The sequence below is a fragment of the Streptomyces sp. NPDC051105 genome (assembly GCF_040682795.1).
In the GTDB taxonomy this organism is placed as follows: domain Bacteria; phylum Actinomycetota; class Actinomycetes; order Streptomycetales; family Streptomycetaceae; genus Streptomyces.
Genome location: NZ_JBFBBR010000013.1, coordinates 119,628 through 132,901, shown reverse-complemented (window position 1 = coordinate 132,901; position 13,274 = coordinate 119,628). Strand labels below are relative to the sequence as shown.

At 73.5% G+C, this 13,274-nt stretch carries 9 protein-coding genes; 1 reads left to right on the top strand and 8 read right to left on the bottom strand.

Going from position 1 to position 13,274, the window contains the following annotated elements; genetic code table 11:
- Window positions 1-138: 138 nt before the first annotated feature.
- Window positions 139-939: a histidinol-phosphatase gene (gene hisN, locus AB0N16_RS29250; protein ID WP_365801776.1), complete on the bottom strand. Its 801-nt coding sequence runs from the start codon at window positions 937-939 to the stop codon at window positions 139-141.
- 256 nt (window positions 940-1,195) lie between these two features.
- Between hisN and AB0N16_RS29245 the strand changes: the two genes are divergently transcribed.
- Window positions 1,196-1,798, top strand: coding sequence for a helix-turn-helix domain-containing protein (locus AB0N16_RS29245; protein ID WP_365801774.1), 603 nt, complete (start codon window positions 1,196-1,198; stop codon window positions 1,796-1,798).
- A gap of 150 nt (window positions 1,799-1,948) precedes the next feature.
- Here the strand turns inward: AB0N16_RS29245 and AB0N16_RS29240 are convergent, their stop codons facing one another.
- From AB0N16_RS29240 to AB0N16_RS29210, 7 genes are all read right to left on the bottom strand, one after another.
- A complete protein-coding gene (locus AB0N16_RS29240) occupies window positions 1,949-2,272 on the bottom strand; it encodes a multidrug efflux SMR transporter (protein WP_360476918.1) in 324 nt (107 codons plus the stop codon).
- A gap of 75 nt (window positions 2,273-2,347) precedes the next feature.
- Complete coding sequence (rsgA, locus tag AB0N16_RS29235; RefSeq protein ID WP_365801771.1) at window positions 2,348-3,394, bottom strand: ribosome small subunit-dependent GTPase A; 1,047 nt, start codon at window positions 3,392-3,394, stop codon at window positions 2,348-2,350.
- A gap of 12 nt (window positions 3,395-3,406) precedes the next feature.
- The gene (gene aroA / locus AB0N16_RS29230; RefSeq protein ID WP_365801769.1) at window positions 3,407-4,735 is read right to left on the bottom strand and encodes a 3-phosphoshikimate 1-carboxyvinyltransferase; all 1,329 of its coding nucleotides are present in this window, start codon (window positions 4,733-4,735) and stop codon (window positions 3,407-3,409) included.
- A gap of 128 nt (window positions 4,736-4,863) precedes the next feature.
- On the bottom strand, window positions 4,864-5,577 hold the full coding sequence (locus AB0N16_RS29225) for a M50 family metallopeptidase (RefSeq protein ID WP_365801767.1): 714 nt from the start codon (window positions 5,575-5,577) through the stop codon (window positions 4,864-4,866).
- Between the two features lie 201 nt (window positions 5,578-5,778).
- Entirely contained in the window at window positions 5,779-11,748 is a 5,970-nt protein-coding gene (locus AB0N16_RS29220; RefSeq protein WP_365801765.1) for an amino acid adenylation domain-containing protein, read from the bottom strand.
- Window positions 11,745-12,515 (bottom strand): class I SAM-dependent methyltransferase, encoded by a 771-nt coding sequence (locus AB0N16_RS29215; RefSeq protein ID WP_365801763.1) that lies wholly within the window; start codon window positions 12,513-12,515, stop codon window positions 11,745-11,747. The genes AB0N16_RS29220 and AB0N16_RS29215 overlap by 4 nt, the downstream gene beginning before the upstream one ends.
- Complete coding sequence (locus tag AB0N16_RS29210) at window positions 12,509-13,267, bottom strand: alpha/beta fold hydrolase (protein WP_365801761.1); 759 nt, start codon at window positions 13,265-13,267, stop codon at window positions 12,509-12,511. Before AB0N16_RS29210 ends, AB0N16_RS29215 begins: the two co-directional genes overlap by 7 nt.
- Window positions 13,268-13,274: the final 7 nt, after the last annotated feature.

The window sequence follows — 13,274 nt, the reverse complement described above, 5'->3', positions numbered from 1 at the left end:
TCACAAATGCACAAAGTGAGGGTTCTCATAGAGTGGCAGGTAAAGCCAGGGTCAACAAGAGGGTGCGCGTAGCCAATTGAGGGCGCACGCGCTCATATGTGCTGGGGAGACTGCCCCGTTCTGCCTCAGAAGGCTGTTTCAGTAACGCCGGGTGAGGTACGACAGCAGCTCGTCGTGGAGCAGGCCGTTGGACGCGGCCGCGTTGCCGCTGTGCGGGCCGGGGCGGCCGTCCAGGCCCGTGAAGGTGCCGCCGGCCTCGGTCACGACGATCGCGGGGGCCGCCATGTCCCACAGCGACAGCTCCGGCTCGGCGCAGATGTCCACCGACCCCTCGGCGACCATCATGTACGGCCAGAAGTCGCCGTACGCGCGCGTGCGCCACACTTCGCGGCTCAGGTCCAGGAAGCCGTTCAGCTGCCCCCGCTCGTCCCAGCCGCTCAGCGAGGAGTACGCGAACGAGGCGTCGGACAGCTTCGAGACCTTGGAGACATGCAGGCGGGTCGCCGAGGAGAGGCTGCGGCCGGTGTAGGCGCCGTGCCCCTGCGCCGCCCACCAGCGGCGGCCCAGCGCCGGTGCGGAGACCACGCCGACGACCGGCCGGTAGCCGCCCTCGGCCGCCTCCATCAGGGAGATCAGGGTCGCCCAGACGGGGACCCCGCGTACGTAGTTCTTGGTGCCGTCGATCGGGTCGATCACCCAGCGGCGCGGGCCGGTGCCCTCGATGCCGTACTCCTCGCCGAGGACCGCGTCCCGTGGGCGGGCACGCTGCAGCTGGCCGCGGATCAGCTCCTCGGCGGCTTTGTCGGCCTCACTCACCGGGGTCATGTCCGGCTTGGTCTCGACCTTGAGGTCGAGGGCCTTGAAGCGGGCCATGGTGGCGGCGTCGGCCGCGTCCGCGAGCACGTGGGCGAGCCGCAGGTCATCGTGGTAGTCCGGCATGCCATGAACGCTATCTGCCGGGGTGGGCGCGGGGCTACACAGGCACGGGGCGGATACGGGGATGTGCCGGGGACGGGCGGTACGGACGGGTGGTACGGGGCGGGGGTGATCGTCCGGCGATGGGGCGGCGAACGGCGACCTCGGCGCGCCCGCGTGTGTTGGCCGAAGGGCGCCCCCCGGTGCCTTCGCGAACCCTTGACAGTGCGATCGTGCGCGTCAAATCTGGGCGCAGAGCCGCCCGCCCCAGGAGGCGCTGATGCCTGCAGCCCGGGAGTCCCTGCTGGACGCCGCGTACACGGCGCTCGCCCGCCGCCCGTGGGCCGCCGTGCGCATGGTCGACGTGGCCGCGGCGGCCGGGGTGTCCCGGCAGACGCTGTACAACGAGTTCGGCAGCAAGGAAGGCCTGGCGAGGGCGCTGGTCCGCCGGGAGGCCGACGGGTATCTCGCGGGCGTGGAGCGGGCACTGGTCAGCCATACCGAGGTGCGGGAACGCCTGACGGCGACGGCCGAGTGGATGGCCGCGGCGGGCCGGGAGAACGTGCTGGTCCGGGCGATGCTCACGGGGTGCTGGAGCGAGCGGTTGCCGTCGCCGACGCTGACCGCGATGCCGTCCTCCTCGGCGGTGCCGGCGCAGCGCAGGGCGGACGGGCCGTTGCCCTCTCCCGGGGACTTCGTGCAGATCGTGCGGGACCGGGCGGTGGCGGTGCTGTCCGGACCGGAAGCCGTGAGGGGGAACCGTGAGCTGGCCCGGTCGTGCGAGCTTGTGGTGCGGCTCGCGTTGTCGTGTGTGGCCGCGCCGCCGGGGGAGGGCGGGGTGGCGGAGCTGGTGCGGGGGGTGCTGTCGCGGCAGCCGGTGTGAATGAGGGGGCGCGGGCTGTGGGTAGCCGCGGGTGCGTGGGGGCTTGTCGCGCCCGCGCGGCGGTAGCCGCACATCGATACGGCCTCGCGCCCCTGGGGGTGGCTGCGGTGGCCGTATGTCGAACAGCCCCGTGCCCCTTCGGGGTGTGTTTCAGTGGGTGGAGCCCGAGAGCTGCAGGCCGATCACGCCCGCGATCACCAGGCTGATGGAGATGATCTTCAGGGTGGATACCAGGTCGCCCAGGAAGATCATGCCGTAGATCGCCGTGCCCGCCGCCCCGATGCCCGTCCACACCGCGTACGCCGGGCCCACGTCCAGCTTCTTGAGGGAGAGCGTCAGGAGGCCGAAGCTGCCCAGGGCGAAGGACGCGAACGCGATCGTCGGCCAGAGACGGGTGAAACCGTGGGAGAGCTTGAGGCACACGGCGAAGCCGGTCTCCAGAATTCCGGCCACGATCACCAGCAGCCACGCCATGTGCCGTCCTCCCGTAAAGCCAGCTCGGTGCGATTATGCACTTACCGAACCCGGGTCAGGACAAACACGCGGTGGTCAGTCCCCTTCCTTGCGCTCGCGTGTCGACAGGAGACGGCGCAGCGAGTAGAGACGGGCCGGGTCCGCGTGGCCCTCGGCGACCCACTCGTCCAGCGCGCAGTCCGGCTCGTCGTGGCTGCACGCGCGCGGGCAGTTCACCGTGCCGGGCTCCAGGTCGGGGAAGGCGAGGATCACCCGGGACGGATCGATATGGGCGAGCCCGAAGGAGCGGACGCCCGGGGTGTCGATGACCCAGCCTCCCCCGCTCTCGGCTTCGCTCGAGCGGGAGGTGCCCCCACCGCCGGTGAGAGGAAGGGCCAGGGCGGAGGTCGTGGTGTGGCGGCCCCGGCCGGTCACCGCGTTCACGTGGCCGGTCGTCCGCCGGAGGTCCTCGGGGACCAGGGCGTTCACCAGCGTTGTCTTGCCGACGCCCGAGTGGCCGACGAACGCCGTGATCTTGCCGTCCAGATGGTCCTGGACCACGCGGGCCGCATCCCCCGTCTTCAGTTCCTCGCGGCTCGTGACCACGTAGGGGATCTCCAGGTGCCCGTACAGCTCCAGGAGCTTGTCCGGCGGGGCCAGGTCCGACTTGGTCATGACCAGGAGCGGGGTGAGGCCGGCGTCGAAGGCCGCGACCAGACAGCGGTCGATGAGCCGCGGGCGGGGTTCCGGGTCGGCCAGGGCCGTGACGATCGCCAGCTGGTCGGCGTTGGCGACGACCACCCGCTCGAACGGATCGTCGTCGTCGGCGGTGCGGCGGAGCACGGACGTGCGGTCCTCGATGCGCACGATCCGGGCCAGGGAGTCCTTCTTGCCGGACAGATCGCCCACCAGGGCCACCCGGTCACCGACCACCGCCGCCTTGCGGCCCAGCTCACGCGCCTTCATCGCCAGGACCGTACGGTCCCCGACCAGGCAGGTCAGCCGGCCCCGGTCGACGGTGAGGACCATGCCCTCGGCCGCGTCCTGGTGCGCGGGGCGGATGTGCGTACGGGGCCGGGTGCCCTTGCGGTTGGGGCGCTGACGGATGTCGTCCTCGTCGGTGTGCTTGCCGTAGCGGCGCATGGTCGTACGCCCCTAGGCCCCGTCGCTCCCGAGCATCCCGGTCCACAGGTCGGGGAAGTCCGGCAGGGTCTTCGCCGTCGTCGCCACGTTCTCGATCTGAACGCCGTCCACGGCCAGGCCGATGATCGCACCGGCCGTGGCCATGCGGTGGTCCTCGTAGGTGTGGAAGACCCCGCCGTGCAGCCTGCGCGGGCGGATGTGCAGGCCGTCGGCGGTCTCGGTGACGTCACCGCCCAGCTCGTTGATCTCCTTGGTGAGCGCGGCCAGCCGGTCCGTCTCGTGGAGACGCAGATGGGACACGCCCCGGAGGGTGGAGGGGGAGTCGGCGAGGGCGGCGACCGCCGCGATGCCGGGGGTCAGCTCGCCCACGTCACCCAGGTCGACGTCGATGCCGTGGATCCGGCCGGAACCGGTGAACTCCAGGCCGTACTCGGTCAGTTCGCAGGAACCGCCCATCTCGGTGAAGATCTCGCGCAGCCGGTCGCCCGGCTGGGTGGTGCGCGAAGGCCAGTCCGGGACCAGCACCTTGCCGCCCGTCACCAGCGCGGCGGCGAGGAACGGCTGGGCGTTCGAGAGGTCCGGCTCGACGGTCAGGTCCCGGCCGAGCAGGGCGCCCGGGGTGACCCGCCAGACGTTCGGCTCGCCGCCCGACTCCGGGGTGTCCACCTGGGCGCCGACCGCGCGCAGCATGTCGACCGTCATCCGGATGTGCGGGAGGGAGGGGAGCGTCGCGCCGACGTGGCGGACCTCCACGCCCTGGTTGAATCGCGGACCGGAGAGCAGCAGGGCCGACACGAACTGGGACGAGGACGAGGCGTCGATCGACACCGGGCCGCCCTCCAGGGCGCCGCCGCCGTGCACGGTCAGCGGGAGCGCGCCCCGGCCGTCGTCGTCGATCCGGGCACCGAGGGCGCGCAGGGCGTCGATCACGCCGTGCAGGGGACGCTCGTAGGAACGGGGATCGCCGTCGAAGCGGATGTCGCCGGCGGCGAGGGTGGCGACGGGCGGGAGGAAACGCATCACGGTGCCGGCGTTGCCGACGTCGACCGTGACGGGGCCGCGGAGCCCTGCGGGGATCACCCGCCAGGCCTCGCCGGAGCCGTCGGGACCCACGCCCTCCTCGATGCCGACGCCCATCGCGCGCAGGGCGCCGGCCATCAGCAGGGTGTCTCGGGACCGGAGGGGGCGGCGCAGCCAGCCGGGCTCGGAGGCGAGGGCGGCGAGGACGAGGGCGCGGTTGGTGACCGACTTGGACCCCGGCACGTGGACCGTCGCGTCGACGGCTCCGCTTGCATGGGGGGCGGGCCAGAGGGCGGTTGGTGCGGTGGGGTTTGCGGCCATGGGGCCACTTTAGTGGGAGGCCGCGTGTGGCGGCTTCGTGTGAGGCTGAGCGGGGCGCCGGTCGCGCCCGCGCGGCGGAGCCACCGAGATACGGCCCCGCCCCTGACGCCTGCCCCCTACGGGGCGCGTCAGGCATCCAGCAGCCATCTGCCCCCACCGATCAGTGAACAGAGCGACACCGCGTGGAACAGGAACAGCCACATGCCTGCCGGTACGTGGGTCAGGCGGGACAGCTGGTCCGCGTCCGAGTCGCCGGCGCCGCCCCGTGAGCGCTTCGCCTGGAGTTCGAACGCCGGGCGTACGCCGCCCAGCAGCAGGAACCACACCACCGCGTACGCGAACGCCGCCTGCACCTGGGGCCCGGCCAGCCAGGACACCAGCAGGAACGCGCCGCCCGTCAGGAACACGGTCAGGACGCCGTACGCGTTGCGGATCATCACCAGCATGGCGATGAGCAGGGCCGTCGCGACCCAGAGCAGCAGGGTGATGCGGCCGGCGCCGAGCAGGGCCGCGCCGCCCAGGCCGAGCAGCGGGGGCGCGGTGTAGCCGGCCGCCGCCGTGAGGATCATGCCCAGGCCGTGCGGCTTGCCCCGGCTGACCGTGAGGCCGCTGGTGTCGGAGTGCAGGCGGATGCCGGTGAGCTGGCGGCCGGTGAGCAGGGCGACCAGGCCGTGGCCGCCCTCGTGGGCGATCGTGATGGCGTTGCGGGATATCCGCCACACGGTGTGCGGGACGACCACGGCGGCCGCGGCGGCGAGTGTCGCGATCACCACCCACAGGTCCGGGTCGGGCTGGGTGCCGGTCAGCTCGTCCCAGAGAGAGGTCGCTGTGCTGGTGTCCATGGTCTCCGGTCGTTCCCTCTCGTCGTACGGAGTGGGCAGTCTGACACGTATGTATGTGTGGTCGGCGTGTCATCGGCCAGGAGAGAGGGAACGTCCCCGGATCACCGTCCCCGGGCCGGGAGCACTGTCCCCGGGCCGGGAGCACTGTCCCTGGGCCGGGAGCATCGTCCGCGGTCCCGGAGCACTGCCCGCGGTCCCGGATCAGACCGCGCCGCTCACCTCCCCGCGGCGCCGGTCCACCGCCGTCGCCAGGTCGGCGACCGTCCGGCTGGTGAAGACCTCGCGCAGGCTGATCGAGATCTGGAAGCGGTCGCGGATCCTGGCGATCAGCCGGGTCGCGGCCAGCGAGTGCCCGCCGAGGTCGAAGAAGTTGTCCTGAACGCCCACCCTGGGCACGTTCAGCAGCTCGCTCCACAGGGTGGCCAGCTGGTGCTCGGTGGGGGTGCGCGGGGCGACATAGCCCCTGGCCGTACCGGCGGCCTGCCGCGGGGCCGGCAGCCGGCGTCGGTCCACCTTGCCGTTGCCGGTGAGCGGCAGGCTGTCCAGGGTCAGCACGTGCTCCGGGACCATGTGGGCGGGCAGCCGCTCGCGGAGCCAGTCACGCAGCCGGTCCGGGAGGGGCGCCTCCCACGGCGGCACGGGAGCGGCCGTACGGTCCACCCGGCCGCCGACCAGGGCGTGCACCAGCAGATGGCGGTCGCCCAGGGCGAACAGCGGCTTGAGCGGCTCGAAGTCGAGTTCGCCGATGGGGCACAGCCCGACGTCGGTGCCCGCCGCCCAGTCCATGAGCAACTGCCCCATGTAACCGGCCTCCAGCAGGCACAGGTCGCGGGCGAGCGAACCGTACAGCGGCTCGATCGCCGCCAGGTCCGCGACCAGGAACAGGGTGAACCCGGCCGCGTCGACGAGGGCGCGGTTGTGCCCGGCGTGCACCTCGGCGCCGACCGCCGCGTCCTCGCCGAGCAGCACCACGGCGTTCTGCCGCGGGTCCACGTAGTACGCGCCGGGCGCCAGGCCCGCCACCGCACCGGCCTTCACGTGCAGATACGTCTGGACGGGATACAGGCCCCCGGCCGACGGATAGCGGCACTTGGCCAGCCCGTCCACCTCGTCCTGCCCCAGCAGGCCCAGGCCGGCGGCCAGTTCGGCGAGGGCGACGGGTGCGCCGAGGAACGCCCGGTCGCTGCGCCGCCGTGACGGCTCGGCGGGGACCCTGGGCAGCGGGACCCGGTGCCGGCCGGGCTCCCGGCGCAGTCCGTGCCGGGCCAGCTTGAACTCCGCCCGGGCCAGCGGGTCGAGCAGCGTGATGCCGGCCCGCCGCCCGGCCTCGAAGTCCGCAGTACCGTCCGGCCGGCCGGGGACGACATAGGCGACCAGACCGTCATGGCCGGGCCGGTCCGCGCCGGACGTGGCGGCGACGACCACCGAGCCGACCTCGGGATGGGCGAGCAGCGCCGACTCGATCTCGCCGGGTTCGATGCGCTGGCCGCGGATCTGGACCTGGAAGTCGGCCCGGCCCATGAACTCGATGGTGCCGTCCGGACGCCACCGGCCCAGGTCACCGGTGCGGTACATCCGCTCCCCGGTCCCCGGGTGCGCCACGAAGGCCGCGTCGGTGCGCTCCGGGTCGCGCCAGTAGCCGTCGGCGAGGCACACCCCGGAGACGTACATCTCGCCGGTCACCCAGTCCGGGCAGTCCCGCAGCCGCTCGTCGAGCACGCGGTAGCGGACGTTGGCGATCGCGGTGCCGTACGGGATGCTCCGCCACTCGGGGTCGGTCTCGCCGACCGGGAACCAGATGCTCCACACCGTGGTCTCGGTCGGACCCCCGATGGAGACGACCTCGACCCCCGGCACCAGCTCGCGCAGCCGGCCCGGTACGGGGAGCGGGATCCAGTCGCCGCCGAGAATCACCAGCCGCAGCGAGGCCGGGCGGGCCCCGCTCTCCAGGAGCATCTCCATCATCGCCGGGACCGAGTTCCACACCGTGACCCGGTGACGGGCGATCAGCTCCGCCCAGTGCGCCGGGTCGCGGCGGTCGGCGGCGGCCGGGACGACCACGCTGCCGCCGGCGCCCAGCAACCCGAAGAGGTCGAAGGCCGACAGGTCGTGGTGGAGCGCCGTCACGGCGAGGCAGCGGTCGGCCTCGGTGACCCGGTAGGTCTCGATCGTCTGCACCAGGCAGTTGACCAGCGCCCGGTGCGGGACCATCACGCCCTTCGGCTCGCCCGTCGATCCCGAGGTGAACATCGTGTAGACGAGGTCGTCCGGGCTGCCGGGCGCCGGCAGCGGGGTGTCCGCGACGGAGGGCAGCGGCTGGTCGACGCAGAGCCGCGGGCGCCCTTCCAGGTCCACGTCGAGGTGCGACTGGGTGAGGACGAGCGCCACCTCGCCCCGGTCGAGCAGCTGCCGCACGCGCAGGGCGGGCTGGTCCGGGTCGACGGGCAGATAGGCGGCCCCCGAGAACAGCACCCCGTAGGCCGCGACGACCTGTTCCCAGCCCTTCTCCATGACGATGGCGACGAGCTGTCCGGGCCGGGCGCCGTGCGCGTGCAGCCAGCGGGCCACCTGCCGGGACGCGTCGGCGAGTTGGGCGTACGACAGGGTCCGGTCCGGGGCGATCACGGCGGGGGCGTCGGGGCGGAGCGCGGCCTGCCGTTCGAACAGCTGCTGCACCTGGAGGTCGGGGACGGGGCGTTCGGGGCCGGCGTGGGTGTGTTCCGGCAGGGCGAGCGGCGCCGGCCGTGTCCAGGCGTCCTCGTCGGTGGCGAGCCGGTGCAGCAGGGCCGTCTGGGCGTCGAACATGGCGTCGACCAGCCCGTCCGGGAAGAGCGCGTCGACCGAGTCCCAGTTCAGCAGCAGCGCACCCTCCTGCTCATGGGCCTGGCAGTCCAGGGTGACCTGCGGGGTCTGCGAGATGGTGAACACCGGGGTCAGCAGCCGTTCCAGCGGGGTGCGTTCCGCGGCGGCGAAGGCGAGGTTGCTCGTCATCACCACCGGCATCAATGCCCGGTCGTAGCCGCCCTGCAGGCGCATCAACTCGCGCAACACCTCCACGCCGCTGACGGCCGCGTGCCGCAGGTCGTCCCGGAGCCGCCGCTGCACCTGCCGGGCCCGTTCCAGGAAGGTCTCGGCACCCCGGTGGTCGATCTCGAGGAGCGTGAAGGAGGCGAACTGGCCGAGCACCTCGTCGTACGACGTGTCGCGCACCGGGCGGGTCAGGCGCGGCACGTTGACTGTGAAGTGGCGGCTGTTGCTCCAGACGGCCAGCACCTCCGCGTACACCGCGAGCAGCAGGGCGCTCGGGGTCAGACCGGCCCGTCCCGCGCGCTCCTTGAGGCCCTGCCAGGTCCCGGCGGACAGCACGGTGTCCCGGCGCGCGAAGTGCGGTACGTCCACGGCCGCGGCCCGGGCCGGCAGTTGTGGCGCCGGGGGCAGCTCCGGCAGTCGGCGCCACCAGTAGTCGTAGGCGCGCCGGTACTCGGGGGTGTCCCTGCGCCGGGCCTCGGCGTGTACGTGGTCGCAGAACGAGCGGGCGGGGGCGGGCGGTTGTGCGTCGGGCTCGCAGTAGAAGCGGGACAGGTCGTCGAAGAGCAGCCGGCCGGAGGAGAAGTCGGCGATCAACGAGTCCACGCTGAGATGGATCCGCAGGCCGTCGTCCAGCCGGGTGGCGGCCACCTCGAACAGCGGCCACCGGTCGGCGGGCCGCACCTCGTGCGACAGCCGCTCCCGCACGGCCGCCAGTGCGGCCTCGGCCGCGTCCTTCTCCTGCCCGCGCAGATCGGTCACCCGGATCTCGTACGGCGGCACCTCGGGCAGGATCCGCTGCTCGTTGCGGTCGGGCAGCATGACCGCGCGCAGCATCTCGTGCCGGTCGATCACCCGCCGCCAGGCATGCTCGAAACGGGGCAGGTCGAGATCGGGGGCGTCGAACTCCACGTACACGTGGGTGGAGACGTTGCCCAGCTCGAAGGTGCCGGTGCGGCCCAGGCAGTAGGCCTGCTGGGTGTCGGTCTGCGGGAAGGGGGCGTGCGGGTCGTCCGGCGGGACCGGAGCCGGGTCCGGCGCGGAGCCGGAGGCGGCCCTCGGCCCTTCCCCGACGGCCGCCGCGAGTGCGGCGATCGTCGGGGCGTCGTAGAGCGCGTCCTCGGAGAGGGAGATCCCGAGGTCCTGCTCGATCCGTCCCGCGAGCCGCACCATGGCCAGTGAGTCCAGGCCCAGCCCCGGCAGCGAGTCCGCGGGCCCGGGCCGCCGCCCGGAGGCGGGGGCGAGCGAGGCGACGAGGTCGGACAGGTAGTCCTCCACGGACGCCCCGTCGCAGTCCTCCACGGACGCCCCGTCGCAGTCCCCCTCCGTGGACGCCCCGTCGCACTCCTCCGTGGACGCCCCGTCGCACTCCTCCGTGGACGCCCCGTCGCACTCCTCCACGGACGCCCCGTCGCACTCCTCCGCGGACTCACCGTCGGCCCACTCGCCCACCACACTGAGCGACCCGGCGACGAGCGCCGCCCGAGTGGCCCGGCGCTGGATCTTCCCACTGGACGTCTTGGGCACGGTCCCGGCGCGGACCAGGACGAGCCGGTGCAGCCGTACGTCGAACTCCGCGGTGATCGCCCGCCCGACCGCGTCCGCCACCTCCGCCACGGGCGGCGCGGCCACTCCCCGCCGCACCTCCGCGACCACGACCAGCCGCTCCACACCGTCGCCGTCGTCGATGCCGACGGCGGCCGTGGCGTGGGGCCGCAGCGCCGGATGGGCGCCCTCCGCGCAGCGCTCGAGGTCCTGCGGATAGAGATTGCGGCCGCGCACGATGATCAGGTCCTTGCTGCGCCCGGTCACGAACAGCTCACCGTCCCGCAGGAAACCGAGGTCGCCGGTGCGCAGGAAGGGGCCCTCGCCGCTCGCCGTACGGGCGCCGAAGACGGCCGCGCTCTCCTCCGGCCGGTTCCAGTACCCCTGTGCCACGTTCGGACCGCCGACCCAGATCTCCCCGACCTGCCCGGGCCGGCACGGCGCGCCCTCGGCCGGATCGACGACGAGCAGCCGCTGTCCGTCGACGGCACCGCCGCACCCCACGACGGTCCGGCGCTGCCCCGCGCTGCCGGGCACCACCCGGTGCGCCTCCAGCGCGGTGGCGTCCAGGGTGACGGCGGCCGCGTCGGTGAGGCGCTCCCCGCAGGACACCATCAGCGTGGCCTCCGCCAGCCCGAAACTGGGCCGCAGCGCCTCCCTGCGCATCCCCCAGGGGGCGAAGTGCGCGGCGAACCGGTCGAGGGTCGCGGCCGGCACCGGCTCCGCGCCGACCACCACGGTCTCCAGACCGGCCAGGTCGAGCGGCGCCCCGGCGGCGGGGTCGACGCGCTCGACACACAGGTCCAGGGCGAACGGCGGCACGGCGGACGCCGTGCCGCCGTACACGGAGATCGCGCGCAGCCACTGCACGGGGTCCAGGACGAAGGTGCCCGGGGCCATCAGCACCCCGGGGAAGCCGCCGAACAGCGGCTGGAGGATGCCACCGATGAGCCCCATGTCGTGGAACGGCGGCAGCCAGCTGACCAGGCAGGAGTCCTCCGTGGTCCGCAGCCGCCACTGGATCTGGGCGGAGTTGTGCAGCAGATTGCCGTGCGAGACCATCACGCCCTTCGGCACGGCCGTGCTGCCCGAGGTGTACTGCAGGAAGGCGAGATCCTCCCGGCCGGCGCCCGGGTCCGTCCAGGCGTCGGGGTCGGCGCTCGGGGCGGCGCCGGACAGCCAGACGACGGGACCCGGTTCGCTCAGGTGCTGCCGTGCGGTGGCCGTGCCCCGGTCACCGGCGAGCACGGCGGCGGGTGCCGCGTCCGCGGCGATCGCCCGCAGCCGCGCCGCGTTGCGGGCATGCGGCGGATACGACGGTACGGCGACCAGCCCGGCGTAGAGGCTGCCGAAGAACGCGGTCAGGTAGGCGGTGCCCGGCGGATGCAGGATCAGCACCCGGTCACCGGGGGAGCAGCTCGCCTGTAAGGCCGCCGCCACCTGCCGGGCCCGGCGGTCCAACTCGGCGTAGCTGAGGGTGGATTCCTCCGTGCCGTGGCTGTCGAGGAAGGTGTACGCCGGCCGGCCGGGCTGCTCCGCGGCGCGGGTCCGCAACAGGGCGACGAGACTGCGCGGGACGGTCGTGAGGGGGGCGTTCATGCTGGTCCTCCGGTTTCCGTTGAGGGTTCGGGACGCTCCGAGGGATCGGGGTGCCCGGGCTTCTCCGCCCGGACCCACCGGGTGGGCACCCACGGTCCGCTCCACCACATCCGGTGGCCGACGTCGGCGCAGGTGACGTCCCGGGCGCCGGCGGCGAGCAGCAGGTCGCGGTACTGGCCGGTGTGGAGGATGTCGACGACGAGCAGCCGTCCGCCCGGCCGCAGCACCCGGTACGCCTCACGCACCGCCTCCCCGCGGCCCCGCGCGTCGGTGATGTTGTGCAGGGCCATGCTGGACACCACGAGGTCGAACCGGCCCTCCTCGAAGGGGAGTTGCCGCATGTCGGCGGTGACCAGGTCGATCCGGTCGGCGACCCGCTCCCGGTCGGCGTTCTCCAGCGTGGTCCCCGCGCGGTTGCCGGACTGGTCGACGGAGCGCCACAGGTCGACGCCGGTGACGCGGCCCCGCGGCACCCGGCGGGCCACCGCGGTCAGCACCGCGCCGCGCCCGCAGCCCAGGTCCAGGACCTGTTCGTCGCCGCGCAGCCGGAGCCCGTCGAGGAGCTCCTCCCACACCAGGAACTTGCCGCGCACGCTGGCGTGCAGGAACAGCCCGGCCGGCGCGGCCGTCACCGCCGGGATCCGCAGCAGCCAGCGGGGCGCCCCCGCGGCGACCGCCACCAGCGGCAGCACGACCGAGCCGCCCAGTGCGACCAGCCAGCCGGGCGCGTCGACGCCGTACCGGCCCTTGCCGGCCGCGCCTACCACGCCAGCTCCCCGGCCACGAAGGCCAGGACCTGCGGGGCGGCGGCGAAGACGAAGAAGTGGTCGCCGGCGAAGACCTGGACCCTGACGTCGGTGCCGAGGTCGCGCCAGCGCTCGACCTCGGCGGGTGCGGCGGCGGGGTCGTCGGACCCGCCGAGGGCGATCAGCGGGATCCCGGGCCGCAGCACTCCGTGCGCCCGGTAGGTCTCGGCGGCCTGGAAATCCGCACGCAGCTGGGGCAGGACGAGCGCGAGCCACTCCTCGTCGGCCAGCAACTCCGGTGGGATGCCGCCGAGTCGCCGCAGCCCGGCCACGAACTCGGGGTCCGGGAGCGGGTGCATGGCGGGGGTGGAGCGCGGGAGATGGGGTGGCACGCTGCCGGAGACGACCAGCGCGGCCGGCGGACGGCCGGAGTCCTGGAGGGTGAGGGCGAGTTCATAGGCGAGCAGGGCGCCCATGCTGTGGCCGAACAGGACGTACGGCAGACCTTCGGCCCGGCGGGCGAGCGGGACCGCGAGCTTCTCCGCGAGCCGCACGACCGATGTCTCGGCGGGTTCCGTCATACGGATCTCACGCCCCGGCAACTGGACGGGGACGACCTCGGTACCGGGGCCGAGCAGGTGCTGCCAGGGGCGGAACACCGAGCCGCCGGCGCCGCCGTGGGGGATGCAGAAGAACCGGATGCGGGCAGGGGACGGCCGGGACGCGCCCGGCAGGGCGTGCGGGAACCATGAGGCTGCTGTTGTGACACACACGGGCAGA